The organism is Salegentibacter salinarum, from assembly GCF_900168115.1.
Taxonomy (GTDB): Bacteria; Bacteroidota; Bacteroidia; order Flavobacteriales; family Flavobacteriaceae; genus Salegentibacter; species Salegentibacter salinarum.
The window spans coordinates 91,754-115,025 of record NZ_FUZC01000003.1 but is presented as its reverse complement, the minus strand read 5'-3'; the positions used below and the strand labels follow the sequence as shown (position 1 = coordinate 115,025).

Annotated in this window: 18 protein-coding genes; 12 read left to right on the top strand and 6 right to left on the bottom strand. The window is 37.4% G+C overall.

Annotated elements, in window-relative coordinates; all coding sequences use genetic code 11:
• Window position 1: 1 nt before the first annotated feature.
• Together topA and B5X53_RS05155 are read right to left on the bottom strand one after the other, a co-directional pair.
• Window positions 2–2,551 (bottom strand): type I DNA topoisomerase, encoded by a 2,550-nt coding sequence (topA, locus tag B5X53_RS05160; RefSeq protein ID WP_079712178.1) that lies wholly within the window; start codon window positions 2,549–2,551, stop codon window positions 2–4.
• A 194-nt stretch (window positions 2,552–2,745) separates the two neighbouring features.
• Window positions 2,746–3,999 (bottom strand): LVIVD repeat-containing protein, encoded by a 1,254-nt coding sequence (locus B5X53_RS05155; protein ID WP_079712177.1) that lies wholly within the window; start codon window positions 3,997–3,999, stop codon window positions 2,746–2,748.
• Window positions 4,000–4,141: 142 nt separating this feature from the next.
• On the opposite strand from B5X53_RS05155, the gene miaB reads away from it, so the two are divergent.
• The 7 genes from miaB to groL all read left to right on the top strand — a co-directional run bounded on the left by miaB (window position 4,142) and on the right by groL (window position 10,824).
• A complete protein-coding gene (miaB, locus tag B5X53_RS05150; protein WP_079712176.1) occupies window positions 4,142–5,587 on the top strand; it encodes a tRNA (N6-isopentenyl adenosine(37)-C2)-methylthiotransferase MiaB in 1,446 nt (481 codons plus the stop codon).
• A gap of 67 nt (window positions 5,588–5,654) precedes the next feature.
• Complete coding sequence (locus B5X53_RS05145; protein WP_079712175.1) at window positions 5,655–6,932, top strand: sigma-54 interaction domain-containing protein; 1,278 nt, start codon at window positions 5,655–5,657, stop codon at window positions 6,930–6,932.
• A 16-nt stretch (window positions 6,933–6,948) separates the two neighbouring features.
• Window positions 6,949–7,452 carry an LptE family protein gene (locus tag B5X53_RS05140; RefSeq protein ID WP_079712174.1) on the top strand — a complete coding sequence of 168 codons (504 nt, stop codon included), beginning with the start codon at window positions 6,949–6,951 and terminating at the stop codon, window positions 7,450–7,452.
• A 1-nt stretch (window position 7,453) separates the two neighbouring features.
• Window positions 7,454–8,326 (top strand): hypothetical protein, encoded by an 873-nt coding sequence (locus B5X53_RS05135; protein WP_079712173.1) that lies wholly within the window; start codon window positions 7,454–7,456, stop codon window positions 8,324–8,326.
• Window positions 8,323–8,667, top strand: a complete 345-nt coding sequence (gene secG, locus B5X53_RS05130) for a preprotein translocase subunit SecG (protein ID WP_079712172.1) — start codon at window positions 8,323–8,325, stop codon at window positions 8,665–8,667. Before B5X53_RS05135 ends, secG begins: the two co-directional genes overlap by 4 nt.
• A gap of 152 nt (window positions 8,668–8,819) precedes the next feature.
• Window positions 8,820–9,095 (top strand): co-chaperone GroES, encoded by a 276-nt coding sequence (locus B5X53_RS05125; protein WP_057482963.1) that lies wholly within the window; start codon window positions 8,820–8,822, stop codon window positions 9,093–9,095.
• 91 nt (window positions 9,096–9,186) lie between these two features.
• Window positions 9,187–10,824 carry a chaperonin GroEL gene (gene groL / locus B5X53_RS05120; protein WP_079712171.1) on the top strand — a complete coding sequence of 546 codons (1,638 nt, stop codon included), beginning with the start codon at window positions 9,187–9,189 and terminating at the stop codon, window positions 10,822–10,824.
• Between the two features lie 163 nt (window positions 10,825–10,987).
• Here groL and B5X53_RS05115 read toward each other — a convergent pair whose 3' ends face one another.
• Window positions 10,988–11,440 (bottom strand): SRPBCC domain-containing protein, encoded by a 453-nt coding sequence (locus B5X53_RS05115; protein ID WP_079712170.1) that lies wholly within the window; start codon window positions 11,438–11,440, stop codon window positions 10,988–10,990.
• A gap of 260 nt (window positions 11,441–11,700) precedes the next feature.
• On the opposite strand from B5X53_RS05115, the gene B5X53_RS05110 reads away from it, so the two are divergent.
• Window positions 11,701–13,170 carry an SLC13 family permease gene (locus B5X53_RS05110; protein WP_079712169.1) on the top strand — a complete coding sequence of 490 codons (1,470 nt, stop codon included), beginning with the start codon at window positions 11,701–11,703 and terminating at the stop codon, window positions 13,168–13,170.
• A gap of 52 nt (window positions 13,171–13,222) precedes the next feature.
• Here the strand turns inward: B5X53_RS05110 and B5X53_RS05105 are convergent, their stop codons facing one another.
• From B5X53_RS05105 to B5X53_RS05095, 3 genes are all read right to left on the bottom strand, one after another.
• Window positions 13,223–14,923 (bottom strand): SusD/RagB family nutrient-binding outer membrane lipoprotein, encoded by a 1,701-nt coding sequence (locus tag B5X53_RS05105; protein WP_079712168.1) that lies wholly within the window; start codon window positions 14,921–14,923, stop codon window positions 13,223–13,225.
• Window positions 14,924–14,935: 12 nt separating this feature from the next.
• Window positions 14,936–18,025, bottom strand: coding sequence for a SusC/RagA family TonB-linked outer membrane protein (locus B5X53_RS05100; RefSeq protein WP_079712167.1), 3,090 nt, complete (start codon window positions 18,023–18,025; stop codon window positions 14,936–14,938).
• Window positions 18,026–18,745: 720 nt separating this feature from the next.
• Complete coding sequence (locus tag B5X53_RS05095) at window positions 18,746–19,768, bottom strand: helix-turn-helix domain-containing protein (protein WP_079712166.1); 1,023 nt, start codon at window positions 19,766–19,768, stop codon at window positions 18,746–18,748.
• Window positions 19,769–20,345: 577 nt separating this feature from the next.
• Between B5X53_RS05095 and B5X53_RS05090 the strand changes: the two genes are divergently transcribed.
• The 4 genes from B5X53_RS05090 (at window position 20,346) to B5X53_RS05075 (ending at window position 23,268) form a co-directional block, all read left to right on the top strand.
• A complete protein-coding gene (locus B5X53_RS05090) occupies window positions 20,346–20,681 on the top strand; it encodes an arsenosugar biosynthesis-associated peroxidase-like protein (protein WP_079712165.1) in 336 nt (111 codons plus the stop codon).
• Window positions 20,682–20,749: 68 nt separating this feature from the next.
• Window positions 20,750–21,808: an arsenosugar biosynthesis radical SAM (seleno)protein ArsS gene (gene arsS, locus B5X53_RS05085; RefSeq protein WP_079712164.1), complete on the top strand. Its 1,059-nt coding sequence runs from the start codon at window positions 20,750–20,752 to the stop codon at window positions 21,806–21,808.
• Window positions 21,809–21,835: 27 nt separating this feature from the next.
• Window positions 21,836–22,453 carry a TIGR04282 family arsenosugar biosynthesis glycosyltransferase gene (locus tag B5X53_RS05080; RefSeq protein ID WP_079712163.1) on the top strand — a complete coding sequence of 206 codons (618 nt, stop codon included), beginning with the start codon at window positions 21,836–21,838 and terminating at the stop codon, window positions 22,451–22,453.
• A 2-nt stretch (window positions 22,454–22,455) separates the two neighbouring features.
• Window positions 22,456–23,268, top strand: a complete 813-nt coding sequence (locus B5X53_RS05075) for a purine-nucleoside phosphorylase (protein WP_079712162.1) — start codon at window positions 22,456–22,458, stop codon at window positions 23,266–23,268.
• The last annotated feature ends 4 nt before the right edge of the window (window positions 23,269–23,272 follow it).

Below are 23,272 nucleotides of genomic sequence, written 5' to 3'. Positions count from 1 at the left end.
ATTATTTCTTCTTTTTTGTAGCTGTTTTCTTTTTTGCCGTGCTCTTTTTAGCAGTCGTTTTTTTAGCCGGAGCTTTCTTTTTGGTAGTTTTTTTCTTCTTTTTAGATTTCTCTTCAAGAATTTCTTTTACTTCCTCCAAACTCAAATTCTCGGCATCTGTGGTTTTAGGCAATTCAATTTTAGTCTTACCCTTAATAATATTAAACCTTCCCCAACGTGCTTTCTCAACCCTAATTCCTTCTTCTTCCCAATTATGGATTAATTTCTCGCGCTCTTTACGCTTTTTATCCTCAATTAGGGTTTCAATGTCTTCAATAGAAAGATTATCAAAATCGTATTTTTTATTCACATTTATAAAAATCCCGTTCCATTTTAGGAAAGGCCCAAAACGACCTACTCCCTTTTGAACCGGCATATCTTCGTAATGGTGAATTGGCGCATCGGCCTTTTCTTTTTCCTTGATCAACTCCATTGCGCGATCAAAATCAACGTTCAATGGGTCTTCTCCTTTTTCAAGGGAAACATACTTTTTACCGAATCTCACATAAGGACCAAAACGGCCATTATTCACCTCAACTTTTTCATCTTTATATTCTCCTAATTCCTTCGGAAGCTGAAAAAGATCCATTGCTTCTTCGTAAGTAACCGAATCTAAAGTTTGGTCTGGTCCAAGGCTGGCAAATTTTGGTTTTTCATCATCTTCTACTGAACCAATTTGAACCATAGGCCCAAATTTCCCTAACCGAACACTTACCGGTTTCCCGGTTTCGGGATCTTTACCTAAAATTCTTTCCCCAACTTCCCTATCAGCATTCTTGGCAACATCTTCAACCTGCGGATGAAAGTCTTCGTAGAATTCTTTCATCATATGCGTCCATTCTTCATTTCCTTCGGCGATATCATCAAAACTTTGTTCAACTCTCGCTGTAAAATTATAATCCAGGATGTTTGAAAAATGATTTACAAGAAAATCGTTTACCACCATTCCCACGGCGGTTGGCACTAATTTTCCTTTATCACTACCAACGTTTTCTGTTAATTTATTCTCTTTAATATTCTCGCCTTTAAGCACAAACTGCAAATACTCGCGCTCCGTACCATCTACCGATCCTTTTTCAATATAATTTCTATTTTGAATTGTAGAAATTGTAGGAGCATAAGTTGAAGGACGTCCAATTCCCAGCTCTTCCAGTTTCTTTACCAAAGAAGCTTCAGTATATCTATATGGTGGCCTGGTAAACCTTTCGGTTGCGGTTATATATTTGTTGTTTAACGGCTGATTTTCCTTTAAAGCCGGCAACATTCCGTTTTGTTCTTCTGCATCTTCATCGTCATCGGTACTTTCCAGGTAAACTTTCAGGAAACCATCAAACTTGAGCACCTCTCCATTTGCAGTAAACTGCTTATCGTGTTTAGAAGCGTCAATTTTTACATTGGTACGTTCTAATTGTGCTTCACTCATTTGCGAGGCGATGGCGCGTTTCCAAATCAACTCGTATAAACGTTGTTCGTCACGATCTGCCCTCACCGAATGGCTCGCAAAATTTGTAGGCCTAATAGCTTCGTGAGCTTCCTGCGCACCCTTGGTTTTTCCTTTAAATTGTCTTGATTTTGCGTATTTATCGCCGTAGGCTTTTAAAATCTCTTTATTAGCTCCCTTTCTTGCATCTTCTGAAAGGTTAACCGAATCGGTTCTCATATAAGTGATATGACCGGCTTCGTATAAACGTTGTGCCATTGTCATGGTTTTACTTACTGAAAAGTATAATTTCCGTGCTGCTTCCTGTTGTAAAGTGGAAGTGGTAAACGGTGGTGCAGGAGATTTCTTTGCGGGCTTAGTAGAAAGTTCGGCTACTTTAAAATCCGATTGTAAATTTTGCTGAAGAAATTCTTCGGCTTCTTTACGGGTATCAAAATTCTTAGGAATTTTAGCTTTAAAAGATTTACCATCTTCAGTAGTAAATTCGGCATCTATTCTAAAGGAAGCTTCTGCAGTAAAATTCTGAATTTCACGTTCTCTTTCTACAATAAGCCTTACCGCAACAGACTGAACCCGTCCGGCTGAAAGACCTCCTTTTACTTTTCGCCATAACACCGGTGAAAGTTCATAACCCACCAACCTATCTAAAACCCTACGAGCTTGCTGGGCGTTTACCAGGTTATAATTAATATCTCGTGGATTATCTATGGCTTTGAGAATAGCCGATTTAGTGATCTCGTGAAAAACAATTCTTTTGGTTTTCTCACTTGTAAGATCAAGCTCCTCGGCAAGGTGCCAGGCTATAGCTTCTCCCTCCCGGTCTTCATCACTTGCCAGCCATACCATATCGGCATCTTTCGCAAAACCTTTTAGTTTTCTAACTACATCCTTTTTGTCTTTAGAAACTATATATTTTGGTTTAAAATTACCTTCGGTATCAACACCTAATTCTTTTGTAGGCAGGTCGGCAATATGTCCAAAACTGGAAGCCACCTTATAATCTTTTCCTAAAAATTTTTCGATGGTTTTCGCCTTGGCAGGGGACTCTACAATCACTAAATTCTTTGCCATAACTCTCTTTTTTCTAGCTGCAAAAGTATATCAATTTTTTTTTAACAACCTAAATGATTTTACAAAACAAGTAGAAATAGCTTATAAAACAGCCACATTCACGGCTTCACGTATAAAAAATTTCTTTTTCCGATAATCTATAAAAAAACCCCGCAGTATTGCGGGGCATCCTTAAAAAACCAAACAAAATAAAATCAATTAAGGCTGAAAGTGCTTAGTAAATTGATCTCATTACCTTTATAAGTATATTGGAAGAGTGTATTATCCCCAACCATTAAGAGCACATCTTCTAAAGGGATGACGTCATAGGTGTTAATTTCCGGAAAATGGTCTATTAGTTTTAGGTTGGGGGTGTTTTCTGTATTATATATTTTCAAGCCGGCATACCCGTCGCAGACAAAAAGCCAGTCATCTTTGACGCCAAGGCCGTAAGGATTTTTCATTGGATAAGATTGCAATAACTGCGGATTGGATTTATCGGCAACATCTATTACATCCAGCTGACTCCATTCCTGTCCGCATACATTTCCGCCCCGAATGGTTACATAAGCGATATCGCCTTTCACTACTACGGGATCGCAACCAAGAATATGCCTAAACATCGATTTATATTCTGGGGTTGCTGGATTTTCCACACTATAGATATACATACCGGTAGAACTCCCCAGGTATAAATGATTTTCTTTATAAAAAATGGTTTCAATATCGCGCCCCACCCATTCAGTTTTTAATAATTCAGGAGTACTTAGGCCCTCGATATTGAAAACCGAAAGCTGATTTTGATCTACTATATATAAATAGTCGTCGTGAATATTAAAACGCGCTAAAGAACCGCCGGTACCGGAACCGCCTGATGCATTTCCTGATTCAGAAAAAGAAGCCCCGTCATTAGTTAGCCATTCTGTATTGCTTGCCATTTCAATCCTTCGGGTTTCCATCACATAACCTATTACTACTTCGGTTTCAGCATTAAAATTATCGCTATCTACAAACGAAGCACTTGCGGGAATCCGACTATTATGATTAGGAAAAACGTTTTTCATTCTTTCTTCTTCCTTAATATTATTCATATCACTAATATCAAAAATCACCAGGTCCATTGCTGAATTTGCAAATAACATATCATCTTTTACAGCGATATCGGTATTCTGCGGAATTTCAAGAAATTTAATTTTCACAGGATTTCTATGGTCACTGTTATCTATAACATGTACGCCTTTTTGGTCATCGTTTATAAAAACATAATCTTCATAAGAATAAATCTTACCGGCTTCAGAAATGGCCCTTGGCTCAGAAACCTTCACCATAGCTCTAAATTCCTCAATAGGCTGTACTACGGGAACGGCTACATTATAAAATTCTTCTTGCGTCGCGTCTTTCTCGCAAGAAGTGAATAAAGCCATTAAAGCCAGGAGCAGCAACGTAATTAAACTGTAGAAAAATCTCATAATTATCTGGTTGGTTTCTATATAGATGCAGAAAAATCAAAAAGGTTGCGTGAGAACATTAAAAAAATTGCTGTCACTTTGTCAGAAGTTCGTTTTACCCTTATCTTTGCACTTCTTAATCCTGAAAAGGAAGATTTGAATTATGGAGAAGACAATAGACGAAAAACAACAGGGAAATACGCTCGTAATGGAGCCGCAACAAGGTAATAGCCGCAAGCTTTTTATTGAAAGTTACGGCTGTGCAATGAATTTTAGCGATAGCGAAATTGTGGCCTCTATTCTTGCAAAAGAAGGTTTTAATCCTACTCAAAACCTGGAAGAAGCCGATCTTGTTTTGGTAAACACCTGTTCTATTAGAGATAAAGCCGAGCAAACTGTTCGTAAAAGACTTCAAAAATACAATGCAGTCAAGAGAATAAATCCCGGGATGAAAGTGGGCGTTTTAGGTTGTATGGCCGAGCGTCTTAAAGAAAAATTCCTGGAAGAAGAAAAGATCGTAGACCTTGTAGTTGGTCCAGATGCCTACAAAGACCTTCCAAATCTTATAAATGAAGTTGAAGCAGGCCGGGATGCAATAAATGTGCTCCTTTCTAAAGAAGAAACTTATGGCGATATTTCTCCCGTGCGTTTGCAATCTAATGGTGTTTCAGCATTTGTTTCTATAACCCGTGGCTGCGATAATATGTGCACTTTTTGCGTGGTGCCTTTTACCCGTGGGAGAGAACGAAGCCGTGATCCGCAAAGTATCGTGGAAGAAGTAAACGATCTATGGGACAGAGGTTTTAAAGAAATTACACTTTTAGGTCAGAATGTTGATAGTTACCTATGGTATGGAGGCGGACTTAAAAAAGACTTTAAAAATGCTTCGGAAATTCAAAAAGCTACAGCCACAGATTTCTCCGCACTTTTAAGACTGGTCGCCAAAGCACAACCAAAAATGAGGATTAGGTTTTCTACTTCAAATCCGCAGGATATGACGTTGGAAGTGATTGAAGTTGTGGCCGCTTATCCAAATATTTGTAAGCATATTCATTTACCGGTTCAAAGCGGAAGTGATAGAATCTTAAAAGAGATGAACAGGCTGCACACCCGTGAAGAATATTTTAAACTTATAGATTATATAAGAGAATTAATACCAGAGTGTTCCATCTCACAGGATTTAATTGTGGGTTTCCCTACAGAAACCGAGCAGGATCACCGCGATACGTTATCCTTAATGGAATATGTGAAATATGACTTCGGATATATGTATGCATATTCCGAAAGACCCGGGACCATGGCTGCAAGAAAGCTGGAAGACGATGTCCCTGCAGAAGTAAAACAACGAAGATTAGCTGAAATAGTACAGGTTCAACGGGAACACAACCATTTTAGAACACAAGGATATCTGGGGAAAACCGTAGAAGTTTTGATTGAAAAAGAATCCAAAAAATCCAGCGAACAATGGAGCGGACGTACGACACAAAATACCGTTGTGGTATTTCCGAAGGAAAGTTACAATATTGGAGAGTTCGTGAATGTAAAAATAAATGACTGCACCAGTGCAACCCTAATTGGAGAAGCAGTTGGTTATAGTGAAAACAACTAAAAAAAGTAGTTATTTCAGGCTAAAGAAAAATCAGTTACTATTCCTTCAGAAATAACAGGATTTATATATGGAATCAATTCAGGCAGTAAAACAGCGATTTGGTATAATTGGCGACGATCAACGCCTTAACCGCTCAATAGAAAAGGCAATCCAGGTTGCGCCTACAGATATTTCGGTTTTGGTAACCGGGGAAAGTGGGGTTGGTAAAGAAAGTATCCCAAAAATAATCCATTCTTTATCCCATAGAAAACACGGAAAATATATCGCGGTAAACTGCGGTGCAATTCCCGAAGGTACTATAGATTCTGAACTTTTTGGGCACGAAAAAGGGGCTTTTACCGGCGCCACCCAAACCAGGAATGGTTATTTTGAAGTTGCCGACGGCGGCACCATCTTTTTAGATGAAGTTGGGGAATTACCACTTCCTACGCAGGTGCGTTTACTTAGGGTTTTGGAAAATGGGGAATTTATAAAAGTAGGTTCTTCTAAAGTTCAAAAATCTGATGTTCGCATTATCGCGGCTACCAACATCAATATGCAGGAATCTATTAAAAAGGAACGCTTTAGGGAAGATCTTTATTACAGATTGAGTACGGTAGAAATTAACCTTCCTCCTTTGCGGGAGCGAAAAGACGATATTCATTTATTATTTAGAAAATTCGCTTCAGATTTTGCTTTAAAGTATAAAATGCCCACCATTAAACTTCAGGATGATGCGGTAGGTTTATTGCAGAAATACCGCTGGGGCGGGAATATTCGGCAGTTAAGAAACATAGCCGAGCAAATTTCGGTTTTAGAGCAGGAACGCATCATTGGCCCTGAACGTTTAAAAGAATATTTACCCGATATTGGCAGCAATTTACCAGCAGTGATCGCTGATAAAAAGAAGGAAAGTGATTTTAGCAATGAACGCGAAATTCTTTACAAAGTGCTTTTTGACATGAAAAGCGATCTTACCGATCTCAAAAAGCTCACTTTAAAACTTATGGAGAGCGGAAATTCCAAAAAGGTTCAGGATGAAAATGAAAGCCTTATTCAAAAACTTTATGGCGATGATGACGGCGAAGATGTTGATGCTGAAGAATTGGAAGCTTTAAACGATGAAAGACTGGAAGTGCTTCAAATTCCGCAGAACAGTCCAAAATCTGAACATAGCAGGGAAAAAGACAAATATTATTTTGCTGAAGAAATCCAGGAAGAAGAAACCCTTTCTTTACAGGACAAAGAACTAGAACTCATTAAAAAATCTTTAGAAAGGCATAGCGGAAAACGTAAAGCTGCCGCTGAGGAATTAGGTATAAGTGAGCGCACACTTTATAGAAAAATAAAACAATACAACCTGTAATTTTAGTCCCCCGATTATGAAAAAATCTGCTTTTCTTTTATGTTTTGTGCTTATACTTAGCACTCAATCCTGCGGAATCTACTCCTTTACTGGAGCCGATACCGGTGATGCTGAATCATTCCAGGTAAATTTCTTTCAAAATCAGGCCGATTTGGTAGAACCGGGAATAGACAGGACGTTTACTTTAGAATTACAGGATCTTATTCAAAATCAAACAAGTTTAAGCCTAGCAAATAACAACGCCGATCTTATTTTTGAAGGAGAAATTATTGATTTTTATGTAGCGCCTATTACCTCTACTGCTGAAAATACTGCTGCCCAAAACCGGCTAACCATTGCTGTAAATGTGAGGTATTATAACACCCTGGAACCGGAAAAAGATTTTGAAAGGCGTTTTTCTTTCTATTACGATTATCCGGCCAATGCGCAACTGGTTGGAGATGTATTAGCCACGGCCTTAGATGAAATTTATTCCCGACTAACCCAGGACATTTTTAATGCCGCTTTAACCGATTGGTAATATGGAAGCAACCGAATTTATACAACTGCTACAAAAACCCGCCGGAATTACTGCGGGGCAAACCAGTGCCCTGGAAAAGCTTATTCAAAAAGCACCTTATTTTCAGGCGGCACGTGCAGTTAGGCTCAAAGGTTTAAAAGAGCACCAGGAATTCAGTTACAACAGCGCGCTTAAAAAAACTGCAGCTTACACTACCAACCGCAGTGTACTTTTTGATTTTATAACTTCAGAAGAATTTAATCAGAATAAAATTGCAAGGCAAATCCAGGAACAGGAAGAGCAATTACGAAATATCACCGTTTTTGAACCCGAAGAGGTTTTTGCCAAAAGAAGTATGGCCATAGATGAAGCCATTAAAATGCGCCAATCTGAGTCTGAACAGGTGATGGATCCCGAGTTATTTTCTGAAAAAAGTTCGGAAGCGGGGGAACAAACAGAAGAAAATTCATCTGAGGATAAATTGAAATGGGGCGAACCTTTAGAGTTCGATGCTTCAGAATCACATTCTTTTTCAGAATGGTTGAGACTTACTTCGGCGAAACCAATAACAAGAGAAGAATCGGAAGAAGAAAATCCGAAAGATGATGTTCAGCATAAGAAGTTTGAACTTATAGACAGGTTTATATCTAAAAGTCCCAAGATAAAACCGGGGAAACCCGCCAACAAATCCAACCTGGCCGAAGTAAGCACAACCCCGCCAGAGTCGTTAATGACAGAAACTTTAGCACGGGTTTATTTAGAGCAAAAAAATTACAAAAAGGCCATTCAGGCATATAAAATATTAATTTTGAAAAATCCCGAAAAAAGTGGTTTCTTTGCTGACCAAATTCGGGCAATCGAAAAATTACAAGAAAATAATACAAAGCAAGAATGAGCACATTCACGATTTTTTTAGCATTAATAGTTATTGTAGCCTTTTTACTGGTAGTAGTAATTATGGTACAAAACCCTAAAGGTGGTGGTTTATCTTCCTCTTTTGGTGGCAGCGGACAACAAGTAGGAGGTGTGAAGAAGACCGGTGACTTTTTAGATAAAAGTACCTGGACTTTAGCAACACTTTTATTAGTCCTTATCTTACTTTCTAATGTAACTATTATGGACGATTCAGGCTACGGCGAATCAAGGGTTTTTGATGAAGATGCAATGCCTGAGAATACCGCTACCCCACCGGCACAAATGCCAGGACAGCAACCTGAATCTGACAACGATCAATAAAGGCTTAGTTCTTATAAAATTTACAAATGCCAGCTTATGACAAGCTGGCATTTTTTATTGGTAATTGGCAGTAAAAGCGGGCTGGCATAATTTTAGAAATAGGCTTAGTCGCTTATTCAAAGATTAATTAACCTAAATAAATTTATAAAAAAATGGGACTAAACATTAAACCGCTCTCAGACAGGGTTCTTATTGAGCCTGAAGCAGCCGAAACCAAAACGGCATCTGGAATTTACATTCCCGAAACAGCTAAAGAAAAACCACAACGTGGAAAAGTTGTAGCTGTTGGTAAAGGAAATAAAGACCACGACATGACTGTGAAAGTTGGTGATACTGTACTTTACGGAAAATACTCCGGTACAGAATTGAAACTTGAAGGCACAGATTATCTAATGATGAGAGAAGACGATATTCTTGCAATAGTTTAAAACTTCTTTTCCCCACTCCCGGGGAGATTTTCAAAATAAAATATTAACAATTTAGTTTCCGCTCCCGCGGAAATGATAAAATTAACTAACAATGGCAAAAGATATAAAGTTTGACATTCAAGCCCGCGACGGAATTAAGCGCGGTGTAGATGCATTGGCAAATGCCGTAAAAGTAACCTTAGGTCCTAAAGGACGTAACGTAGTAATAAGTAAATCTTTTGGTGCACCAACCGTAACTAAAGATGGTGTTACCGTAGCAAAAGAAATTGAGCTGGAAGATGCCTTAGAAAATATGGGCGCTCAAATGGTAAAGGAAGTTGCTTCTAAAACCAACGACCTTGCAGGAGACGGTACTACTACCGCTACTGTACTTGCCCAGGCAATTGTAAAAGAAGGCCTTAAAAACGTTGCAGCAGGCGCAAGCCCAATGGACCTTAAAAGAGGTATAGATAAGGCTGTAATTGCAATCACTAAAGATTTGGAGAAACAAACCAAAGAAGTTGGTGATTCTTCAGAAAAAATAAAGCAGGTAGCTTCTATTTCAGCAAATAACGACGAACATATTGGTGATCTAATCGCCCAGGCTTTCGGTAAAGTTGGAAAAGAAGGTGTAATTACCGTAGAAGAAGCAAAAGGTACTGAAACTCACGTAGAAGTAGTTGAAGGTATGCAATTTGACCGTGGTTACCTTTCTCCGTATTTCGTAACGAATTCAGAGAAAATGACTGCAGATCTTGAAGATCCGTACATTTTATTGTTCGACAAAAAGATCTCTTCAATGAAAGATTTGCTTCCTGTTCTTGAGCCGGTTGCACAATCTGGAAAGCCGCTTTTAATTATTGCTGAAGATGTAGACGGCGAAGCCCTTGCTACTTTAGTTGTAAATAAACTTCGTGGTTCTCTTAAAATCGCAGCTGTTAAAGCACCTGGATTTGGTGACCGTAGAAAAGCAATGTTAGAAGATATCGCAATCCTAACCGGTGGTACTGTTATTTCGGAAGAAAGAGGATTCTCTTTAGAAAACGCTACAATTGATATGTTAGGTACTGCTGAAAAAGTAGCTATCGATAAGGACAACACTACCATTGTAAACGGAGCCGGAGATAATAAGCAAATTGAAGAACGTGTAAACCAGATCAAAGCTCAGATCGAAACCACTACTTCAGATTATGATAAAGAAAAACTTCAGGAGCGTTTGGCTAAATTAGCCGGCGGTGTTGCCGTACTTTATGTAGGTGCAGCTTCAGAAGTTGAAATGAAAGAGAAAAAAGACCGTGTAGACGATGCACTTCACGCAACCCGTGCGGCTGTAGAAGAAGGAATTGTTGCCGGTGGTGGTGTTGCCCTGGTAAGAGCACAAGCTGTTCTTTCGAAGATCAAGACTGAAAACGACGATGAAGCAACGGGAGTTCAAATTGTATACAGAGCAATTGAATCCCCGCTTAGAACTATCGTCGAAAATGCAGGTGGTGAAGCTTCTGTGGTAATCAATAAAGTTCTTGAAGGCAAGAAAGAATTTGGTTACGATGCGAAAACAGACACTTTTGTTGATATGATGAAAGCAGGAATTATAGATCCTAAGAAAGTAACAAGAGTAGCCCTTGAAAACGCTGCTTCTGTTGCCGGAATGATCTTAACTACCGAATGTGCCCTTGTTGATCTTCCAGAAGACGACAAAGGTGGTGGAATGCCAGGCGGAATGGGCGGCGGAATGCCCGGAATGATGTAATGGCCAAGCCATAACAAGTATTAAAAAACCCGTTTCTTCATTGAAACGGGTTTTTTTAAATCTAGCCCAACTACATTCGTCAACTTCGAGATTAGTTCAGCTTCTAATATCATCTCACGCTGCGTCCTGTTAGATCCTGGAGTTCAGGATGACGCGAATTTTTCTAAACCTTCATAAAATCAAACCCACCTTTTCTTAAATTGATACCGTACTCCAGATACGCCTTTAAACAAGCAAGGAAATTTGCCCAACCTTCGGTATTCCCACCAAACCATTGAATTCCCATCTCATCGACTTCCATTTTTCCTTCAGTGATTTTTACTAAAGTAGAATTATTCGGCATTTCGGTAAGAATTATTTTAACTTCAAGATTTTTACCCTTAGCTCCTTCCCACTCGAAAGAAATCAGCTCATTCGGAATTAATTTTAGAACATTTACCGGTACATATTCATCAAACTCAGGGAACTTCCAGCTAATAGATTTTCCTTCTTCCATCATCCCCAAACCTTCAGCAATAAAATAATTTTTCATATGTTCAGTATCTATAATCGCCTGATAAATCTCAGTTTTTGGCTTCGCTATTTGTAAAGCGGTTTTGATTTCCAGCGTTTTCATAGTTTGAAAATTTATTTAAATATAATATGAAAAGTTTAGAAATACATTCCAACTTAGATTCTGAAATAAATTCAGAATGACGGTTGATTAAAAACTAGACTTCAAACTCAACAAAACCTGTGACGGTCTTAGGCGATAAGTACTCTGCATATAAGCAAAATCGCGATTTCATCTTAGAAAATAAGCCATTTACTCTCAATGAAAATTATATGCTTCCATAATTTTAATATCTTGGGAGGATTTCAGTTTAAAATTTTAGAATGAATAAACTCATAAGGACTCTAATTTTAATAGCGGGTCCGTTACTATTTTTAATCCTTCAAATTATCGGTGCGCCGCAATCTATGCCGCCGGCAGCTTTTGATATTTTTTGTATTACCATTTGGATGGCACTCTGGTGGGTTACCGAAGTTATTCCAATTTCGGTAACAGCTCTCATTCCCATAGTAATGTTTCCATTAACCGGCGCACTGGATATTGAAACTACCACCGCAGCTTTCGGTCATAAATATGTGTTTTTATATTTAGGCGGATTTGTTTTAGCGGTAGCCATTGAAAAATGGGATTTGCACCGGAGAATCGCTTTAAACATCATCAACTTAATTGGAAGTAAAATAAAGTTCATCATTCTGGGCTTTATGATTGCCACGGCTTTCCTCTCTATGTGGATTTCCAACACTGCAACCTCGGTGATGATGTTGCCTATAGGAACCGCAATTATAAGTCAATTAAAAAATAATCCTTTTAGCAATGAAAATGAACCCGCTGTATTTGGTAAAGCTCTGATGTTAGCGATTGCTTATAGTGCCTCAATTGGTGGAATTGCTACTTTAATAGGAACACCGCCAAACCTTGTTTTTGCCGGAATTGTAGAAGAATTATACGGAATAGAAATCAGTTTTCTAAAATGGGCATTTTTAGGAATCCCAATATCTATCTTGCTAATATTTATCTGCTGGAAATATCTTACCGTGGTTGCTTTCAATTTTGATAAAGCTGAATTTCCCGGCGGAAAGGCCGAAATCACTACGCTATTAAAATCCCTTGGAAAAATTAGTAAACAGGAAAAAAGGGTTCTTATCATTTTTGCCTGTACCGCGTTTTTCTGGATTACAAGATCATTTTTAATTCAGCCTTTTCTTCCGTTTATAGATGATACTATTATTGCCATTATAGCGGCAATTGCACTATTTATTGTTCCATCGGGAAAAGAGACAAAGCCTTTATTGAATTGGGAGGAAGCGGTTAAAATTCCGTGGGGAATTATTTTGCTTTTTGGAGGCGGAATGGCCCTGGCGAAAGGTTTTAGCGATACCGGACTTGCCGTATGGATAGGCGAACAACTTACCTATCTTCAAAATTTACCTTTATTTTTATTAATTCTCATCCTTGTAGCCGCAGTTAACTTTCTAACTGAAGTTACTTCAAATCTCGCTACTACGGCAATGCTACTGCCTATTTTAGCACCAATGGCTTTAGCAATGGGGCTTCATCCCTATTTACTGTTAATAAGCGCCACACTAGCAGCTTCCTGTGCATTTATGCTTCCAGTTGCAACACCGCCAAACGCTGTAGTTTTTGGATCGGGCTACCTGAAAATTCCTGATATGATAAAAACCGGATTATGGATGAACCTGGTTTCTATTCTTTTAATAAGTGTACTGGTGTATTTTTTCCTCCCTGTAATCTGGGATTTTAAAGTGAATGAGATTCCGCAGATTTTTAGATAAAAAAAAGAGGGAAAATAATTTCCCTCTTTCCTCATAAGTCCAAATATTCAGGCTAATTCTGCGCCCACCATAATTCAGTTCCCTGTTCGTCTGGTCCCTGCTCCTGGATGGCTGCTTCAACATTGGCTCCATTGGTATTATACTCCTGGTTACCATATCTCATTCGCTGTGGATATTCCCCGTTAAGGGTTCCAGCTGCATAGATATCAAAATCTGATACTCCACTGGCCAATTCAGATGGATAACCTGTATCTCTTACAACTGCCCAGGCTTCAAACCCATCGGTATAAGAAACAATCCATCTTTGAATAGCGATTTTTTCCAAATTCTCTTCATCGGTTCCATTTAATTGAGCCATTTCTTCATTTGAAATAAAGGTTTCTATCTCACTCTCCTCTACTCTCCAAATTTTCATCGCCTGTCTTATTCCTTCTTGATATAACTCCTGCGCATCACCAGTACCAAGGCCTTTTATGATAGCTTCAGCTTGTAAAAAGTTTCCTTCGGCTGCAGTGAATACAATTTCTGGAAATATTTCAAGTCCCTCATTTTTTGGATTAATAATCCAATCGGCAGGTTCAGAGAATAAATCGTTTTTAACATGCGGATAAATTTCAGGATTTAACCTTGAAGGTTGCCCTACGTAATAATTCTGGTCTTGAGGAACAGAAATGGTAAACTCATCTCCCGACCCATTTCTGGTATAAGGAACTTCCGCATTATCTAACTCATCTAATACAAAATCAACATGTTTATCAAAAAGAGATGCTCCTGAACCTTCTGCCGGTCTCGTAAATGTGAATTCCCCTCCAATTATTGGTTTGGCGTATCTTGATAATCTAGGATCGTTATTTTCACGTAAATAATCAATTAAAGTTTTGCTCACATTCCAATGAGATCCTATCCCTGCAAAATTATGCCATACATCGCCGTAAGCAGCATTTCCAAACTGATCAATTTCAGTATCTTTTTCCATAAGCGCATTATCCATTTCACTAGTGAGCAAAGGCGCTTGGAATGCTTCAGAAATAGCAGTTTCAGCAAAATCTGCTCCTGGAGCACCCTGTGCTCTTAGCGCCATTCTAAGCTTCAAAGTGTTTGCTAACTTTTTCCATTGTTGAAGATCTCCATTAAAAAACAAATCGTTTTCTGCAAGAAGTTCAATTCCGTCTCCAGTTACTGTTTGATCTCCAATAATATCCATTGCTTCATCTAAATCACCTATTACTCCTCGATAAATTTCAGATTGACTGTCTAATTTAGGTGTAATAATATCTGGATCTAAGGCTTCTGAATAAGGTACCATTCCAAAGGTATCTGTATACATTTGATAATAAAGACCTTTCATTACCAATCCGATAGCGTAGAAGTTTTGATTTTCCAGGTCGCCACCTTCTTTTACGAAATTCTGGTAAACACTTAAATTACTCACGTAACCTGCAATCCAATCATAAGCAGCATCTGTATAGGCTGAGTCGTAATCATAACCAAGTGCACCGGTCCACCATGCTCCATTAAACCCAAATGTAAATTGGCCGGCATATCTATCGGCGTGTATTAACTGTGCCCTCCAATATGGAAAACGGTTGGGCGCGTAAAGTTCTATCTGAATACCGGTAAGAAAATATTTCGCACTTACTTCATCAGATCCAAACGCATCAGGTTTTGTATTGATCTCCTCAAAATCGGAACATCCTGCAAGTACAAAGACCAACAACAAGGTTGCGCTAATTGTCTTTAAAATTCCTTTCATAATTATATTTTATTAAAATTTAATATTTATGTTTAAACCAAGACTACGTATAGTTGGTGCATTGTTAAGGGAAATACCCTGTCCAGAAAGTCCTGTCCCAATTGAAGCATCAGGATCAATATCCTCAGCTGCTCGGTAGATAAAGAATAAATTTCTACCAATTAAACCAACCGATGCAGAAGTTAAACCTATATTATCTATAGATTCCCCTGGCAACCTGTAAGTTAAGGCAAATTCCCTTAATCTTACATTGGTTTGATCGTAAACATAGTTGGAAGTAATATCGGAGTAATTGCTCCAGTATTGTTGTCCTGAGATCTGGATATCATTTTGTTCTCCTGTACCTTCATTAATCGCGTCTATGGTTATTCCATCATCTCTGAATTCTAAACTTCTTTCAGAAACACCGGCTGCATCAAGATAGGATGAAGTAGCAGAGTAAATTTCACCTCCAAATCTGCCGTCTACAAGAAATCTCAAATTCCAGTTTTTATAAGTAAAGGTATTCGTTAAACCGCCAATAAAATCTGGTTGGGCATTCCCTAGTTTTTCTCTTTCATTAGAAGCTACGGGAAAACCTTCAGCATTTACTACTCTTTCACCATTGTCATCAGTCTTCCAGGTTGTTCCATAAATATCACCAATTCCTCCACCAACTTCTGCTCTAACAGATAAGTCTCCTAACGAGTTTAACACGGTATAATCTAAACCATCAATTAACTCTACCAGTTCATTTTTATTTCTTGACATATTTGCAGAAATATCCCATCTAAAGTTCTCATTCTGGATAGGCACCCCTCCAAGCATAATTTCAAATCCGTTGTTTTTTACTTCCCCAACATTTTCTTTAAAGAAACTAAAACCTGTTGCAAAAGGCACCGGCACATTGAAAATCATGTCGTTGGTTACGATCTCATAAATTGAAAAATCACCATAAAAACGATTTTTAAACATATTAAATTCTACTCCAAATTCAGTAGACTTTACACTTTCTGGTCTTAGATCAGGATTTAATTTCACACTTGGCCCTTCTAAAACCGTTAAACCTAAATACCCTTGTTGTGGTACACTAAAGGTTTGGTATAATTGATAAACATCAGTATCATTTCCAACTTCTGCCCAGCTAGCTCTTAGTTTTAGCATATCAAGGAAGTTTCTGTCTGGATCTATAAAGCGGTTTACCAAAAGTGAATAACTTACCGAAGGATAAAAGAAGGAACGGTTGTCTTCACTTAACGTAGACGACCAGTCGTTTCTGGCTGTTAAGTCTAAATACATAAAATCATCATAAGAGAAACTAAAAGAACCATATAATGAATTTATCTTTTTAACTCCTAGTGGAGTATGTGTACTGGTTTGTACATTGGTATTATTTAAAAATGCACGTGAAGGCAATCTAAATTGATTTCCACTAACACTCATTCCTTCAAAAGTTCGTTTAGATAAACTACCACCAACGTTAGCCACTAGGTTTAAAGTTTCGGTAAGATCTTTATTTGCCGTTATTAAGAAGTCACTATTAATTTCAACATTCTTACGGTTAGCAAAGTTTAAACGGCCATCATAAAAGAAATGATGTCCAAAATCCTGAATACTTTCTGTTCTAACATTAGTCACATCTCCCCCAATTCTAATAAAGGCTGAAAGCCAATCGTTAAACTCATAATTTAGTTTAGAGAAACCTAGAAAACGATCCCTGCGCTCGTCGTTAGTATCCTGGTTTAACATCCAGTATGGGTTACCAATACTCTTGTTCTGCCCGGCATAACTTATGGCCCCATATTCGTCTGGAAACATATCAGGATTACTCCATAAAGAAGGCTTATATCTTTTTAAATCATCTATAGCAACGTTTCTTGGCATACTATATACATACGCTAAAACACCTTCGGTACCTACATTTACCCTATTCTCAAGTTCTTGAGTAAAATAAGTAGCTTTACTGTCCAGTGTTAATTTATCTGCAAGATCTATTACCCCTCTAAGGTTTAGGTTATGACTATGAAGTTCAGAATTTGGAATAACCGAAGTCGTTTGATTATTAGTATAAGAAAATCTCACACTATGATTTTCACCACCCTGATCCATTGCAATGGTGTTAATGCTCTTAATTCCATTTTCAAAGAAATTCTCCACATTCTCAGGCTGGGCATTATATGCACGCTCCTCTCCCGTATAGTATAATTGCTGAGAACCATCTAATCTAGGCCCCCAGGAATTAGAGCCGAAATTTTCTAAATCTGCATAAACAGCTCCATTTGTACCCTGGCCATATTCATTCTGAAAATCTGGTAAAAACATAGTTTCTTCTACTGAGATATTCGAATTAAGAGAAATACCTAAACCGGCACCTCTTGTTCCTTTCTTAGTAGTAATTAAAATCACCCCACTTGCTGCTCTCGAGCCATAAAGCGCCGCAGCGTTTGGACCTTTTAACACCGAGATAGATTCGATATCAGAGGGGTTAATATCTGTAATTCCTCCACCAGTCACGGTACTATTGTAAATGCTCCCACCAGACTCATTTCCGGAGGCATCAATAGGGATTCCATCTACCACTATCAGCGCCTGGTTATTCCCTGTTAAGGTATTATTTCCTCGTATGGTAATACGCGATCCAGAACCTACTCCGCTAGCCTGGTTAACAACTAAACCTGCTACCTTTCCTACAAGCGAACTGGCAACGTTATAATCTTTTACGGTATTCACCTCTTCAGAGTCTAACTCGGTTACAGCGTAACCCAATGATTTTTTTTCCCTTGTTAGACCAAGAGAAGTTACCACTACCTCATCTAATGCTTCGGTATCGGGAGAAAGTTCTAAATTGATTAAATTTTGCCCACTTACCGGAATCTCCTGAGACATAAAACCTACCATAGAAAAAACTAAAGTAGCATCCTCTGGCACCTCCAATGAATAATTTCCGTCAAAATCTGTAGAGGTTCCATTACTGGTTCCTTTCTCCAGCACAGTAACTCCTGGCAATGGCATTCCATTTTCAGAATCTGTTACTGTCCCTGTCACTGTTTGCTCCTGCGCAATTAAGTTTTGATTAAATGAAAAAAACATTAATCCAAGCAGGAATAATAATTTTTTACCCATGTGTAATTAGTTTTAGTTAGAATTTCACGCTTCAACAGCGCATTTAAAATATAAAAATTAGTTAAACAATAGAAACGTCAACTATTTATTTCAGAATGTTTTCGGAAAAACACCCCCATATAGTTAAAATGACTATCATAATCCTAATTGTTTAAGCTAAAATAACAAGAAGTAAATTAACTTAACTAATTTTTTTAATTAATTATTAACAGTAAATCAAATTAATATTGTTTTTACTTTAAGAAAACTTTAGGAAGGAGATCAAAATCTTACTGCCTCAACTCTTACTATGAACCGATCTCTAAGGTTTCAGGAAAAAAACAGAAAATATAAGGGTCCTATTACTTTGATTGGAGAAAAGTGCTGGTGTATAATGGTAAATAAAGAGAAAAGATGAGTTGTTCATTAAACCACCCAATTAAAGAAGTAAATGGTTAATTTCAAGCCGAAAGATTTTAGGAACTATAATACTTTTATAAGATCAACAACTTATCTGTAAATTTTATCTTTCCAATTTTTGAGGTAGAATTAAATTGCTTATGAATACACAAAAGATCTCTGTGTGGAGGTTACCCAAAATTCTTCGACCAAACTTTCATGAATCGCTTATCATGGAAATTTCAGGGTCTGGTGTCTATTTCTATAAAAAAATTTATAATTCTAATGTTTTTAGTAAGGTTGGAAACAGGCATTAGCCACAGAAAGAATTTAATCCTAAGATTAATCAACCTCCTTCTTTCTCGTTTTTAGAAAATACTTTGGATTCACCCCGTATTTTTCTTTAAATATCTTAGAAAAATAACTTCTATTATTAAGACCAATCGCGGTTACAATTTCGGAAATATTCTTTTCTGAAGTCATTAGCATTTCTTTTGCGGCTTCCAGCTTTTTATGCTGCATATATTTATTCACGGTAAGATCGTAAACATATTTAAAACCTTCCTGAAGTTTATTCACGTTCGTTCCTGCTTCTTTTGCCAGGGATTCAACCGTTAAATTACTTCCTAAATCTCCCTGAATACGCTTTACAACGTAATCTACCTTTTCAATATCAGATTGTCTCAGTATTTGCGGAAGTTTATCGCCATCTTCATCGTCTTCATATTGGGCAATTTGAATAACAAGCATTTGAAAAGTCTTAGCTTCCAGATAAAGCAATCTTAAGAAACCGCTAAATTCCTTAGTATTTATCTCATTCATAATATCGGCAGCTTTAATACTATAGTTTCCCTGGTAGAAAAACTGCCTCTCTGCCACTGCATCTTGAAATAACTCCTTTAATGTTGGTTCAAGATCCTGAAAATCGTAATTACGTCTATGCGCAAAAACCGACCTGATAATTTCAAGGCTTGAAATATGTGTTGCTTCGTTAGCTTTAAAAAAAAGAACGTGGCCATTATATCCGCTACTGGAAACAATGATATTTTGGTAAGCTTTTATTTCATTTATTTTTTCTGAATCCTGGAAAGAATGTCCTATGGACCCGGCTGAACAAAAAATGAATTTTAAAGGATGGACCGTATTTAGGGCGAAATGAATTTCTACATCTTCATAAAACTTACAGTTGTAGGATATAAATCCCATTCCGGAGTCAAAACTTATTCCCCTAATAAAGCCTTCCCCAACTTCTTTTGGAAGTTCTATGGTATATTCTCCACTTCCATTTTGAACTGGTGCATTAAGGTTCTCAGAAATATCCTGAATAATTTCATCTACTGGTAAGGTTTTTACATTTATCCTCATAAACTACGTTGGGAAGCCCCTTTTAATTCGAATTTTAAAACTTAATATTAGTTTTATTTTAAATAAAAACGAAACGATTTAACATTCGTTGGATTTCTGTAAAGTTAGAATATCCATTGCAAATAGCAGTATAAGCCATTAACAAATCGTTTTTAAATAAAAATAAATAGATATTACGTTAAACAGTGTACCTAAATTCAAGCTCAAAATACATAAATGCTCTTGATATAGCCTCATAAACCGTAATAATTATCTCAAAAGTGGCAAGCAAAACGAATTAACAATCAGTTATTTACATAATTATTAACCGCGTCCTCTCCTACCCAGGTCAGGTCCCAAATATACCAATACTATGGATATTATTTTTCTTCTTCTGGGCCTTGAAGCATTGGCAATAATTATTGTGTCCACATTTTTTGTAAAAAAAATAATTAAAACACTAAAAAAGGAGTAACTGCCAACTCCCTATTAAATTCTCAAAGTTCAAATCTTCCCTTATTAAACCAAACATTCATTGGGTAAGTAAGTTTTAATAGATATTTTAGACAAAAATTGTATAAATTAAATTTGCTACACGATGTCTAAGACTTACTATAATCCGGATGATTTGAGAAAATTCGGGGAAATAACCGAATGGAGTGAAGAATTAGGAAATAAATTTTTTGATTACTACGGAAAAGTTTTTGAGGAAGGCGCTCTTTCTGCCCGCGAAAAATCACTTATAGCTCTTGCCGTTTCCCATGTTGTAAAATGCCCTTATTGTATTGATGCTTATACCAAAGACGGCCTTCAAAGAGGAATCACCAAAGAAGAAATGATGGAAGCCGTACACGCCGGCGCTGCAATAGAAAGCGGAGCTACTTTAGTTCACGGTGTACAAATGATGAATAAATATGATAAATTAAGTATATAAGTTTTTCTGCTGAATACTATATTTTAAAAATCATTTTCTTCTGAAACAGTACCAAAAGTAATTTCTGAATGGCTTTATTAAAATCTTTATCGGCTAGAAAAAACGATCTTTCAAAACCCGAAAATCAACTTGCCTTTTTAAGCAACGGAATTTTTAGAGAGGGGAAACTTCCTCTTTTTAAAGATAAAATTGCTGAAAGCGGTAATTTTCCGCTAAAACCTAAGAAACTGGAGGTTCTTCAGCTTAATTTGGGGTATATGTGCAACCAGGTTTGCTCGCATTGTCACGTAGATGCCGGTCCAGACCGAAAGGAGATTATGACTAAAGAAACCATGCAACAATGTCTGGAGGTTATAAAAACTACAAAAGCCCATACTTTAGACCTCACCGGTGGAGCCCCGGAGATGAACCCAAATTTTCGCTGGTTTGTAGAAGAAGCTTCAAAAGCAGGGATTAAAGATTTTATTGTTCGCTCTAACCTCACCATTATTCTGGCAAACAAGAAATACCACGATTTACCGGAATTCTTCAAAAAATATAATGTACACGTAGCTTCTTCGCTTCCGTTTTATAAAAGGGAAAAAACCGATAAACAACGTGGCAGCGGTGTTTTTGACAAATCTATTAAGGCTTTACAAATGCTCAATGAAGTGGGTTATGCCCAACAGGGCAGCGGACTCAAATTAGACCTGGTTTACAATCCTGCGGGGGCCTTTTTACCGGCAAAACAGGGAGAATTAGAAAAGGATTTTAAAGAAGCACTAAAGGAAGATTTCAATATAGATTTTAATAATTTGTTTGCTATTACCAATTTACCCATCAGCCGATTCCTCGAGTATTTAATCGCTTCAGAAAATTACCAAGATTACATGTATGCGCTTGTAGATGCTTATAATCCTGCTGCGGTAGAGAGCGTAATGTGTACCAACACCATTTCAGTAAGCTGGGATGGCTGGCTTTACGATTGCGATTTTAATCAGATGTTGGAATTAAAAGTAAAAAGTAAAGTTCAGCATATTAGCGAATACAACGAAGACTTGCTCAACGACCGCGAAATAAGGATTTCACAACATTGTTATGGTTGTACCGCCGGAGCCGGAAGTAGCTGCCAGGGAACGGTTGCCTAATTTTTAAATCTTAAATAAATTACAATTTTGAGTTTAAATTCAGCTGATAATTTATTGATTATCTTTACCAGGAACCCTGAACCGGGGAAGGTAAAAACCAGGTTAGCAAAAGATGTAGGCGATAAAACTGCTTTTATTATCTATAATTTCTTACTGCAACACACGGTTTCAGTTACAGAGAACCTGAAAGTCTGCAAAGAGATTTATTATTCTGAAACAATTGCTGAAGACGATATTTGGAATCCTTATATCTATTCTAAGAAAAGTCAGCAGGGAAAAGGTTTAGGCGAACGAATGAAGAATGCGTTTAAAGATGGTTTTAGAAACGGCTATAAAAATATTATAATTATTGGCAGCGATCTTTACGATTTACAGCAGCATGATCTTGAAAATGCCTTTAAGATTTTAGCAGAAAAAGAAGCAGTGATTGGTCCTGCTACAGATGGTGGTTATTATTTACTGGGAATGAATAAATTAATTCCGGAAGTTTTTGAAGAAAAAGATTGGGGAACCGCTTTTGTTTTAGAAGAAACTTTAAAAGACCTCAAAAATCGGGATTTTGCCTTATTGGAAGCCAGGAACGATGTAGATTACTATTCAGACATACAAGATCACAAAGATTTTCAGCAATTTTTCAATAGATAAATATGATTAAAGATATACAGGAAACAACTAAATATCTAAAAGATAAAGGATTTGAGAATCCGGAGATAGGGATTATTCTTGGTACAGGCTTAGGTCAGCTTCTAGATGAAATTCAGATAAAAGTTGAAGTTAGTTACAACCATATTCCGCATTTTCCCGCAGCAACGGTAGAATTTCATAAGGGAAAACTGATTTTTGGAGAACTGGCCGGGAAAAAAGTAATGGTAATGCAGGGGCGTTTCCATATGTACGAAGGCTACAGTATGCAAGATGTAACTTTCCCGGTTCGAATTATGCATCAACTTGGCATTAAAAAACTACTTGTTTCCAATGCTTCTGGATCGGTTAATTTAAAGTACAAAAAAGGAGAGCTTATGTTAATTGACGATCATATTAATTTACTGGGAGATTCACCGCTTGCTTTTAAAGGAGTTTCTCAATTGGGCGAACGTTTTGTTGATATGAGTGCACCTTATGATGCTGAAATGAATATTTTATTCGAAGAAATCGCTAAAAAGCAAGAAATCAAACTTCATAAAGGTGTTTACGCTGCACTTTTAGGTCCGCAGTTGGAAACCCGCGCCGAATATAGAATGCTTCAGGTTTTAGGCGCAGATGCGGTGGGAATGAGTACAGTTCCTGAAATTATTGTGGCCAACCATTTAAAATTACCGGTTTCAGCTATTTCAGTAATTACAGACGAAGGTGATCCCGATAATTTAAAACCGGTAAATATTGACGAAATTATTGCAATGGCCGCGAAAGCAGAACCAAATATGATTGCGCTTTTTAAAGAGGTTATAAAAGCTGTTTAAAGAA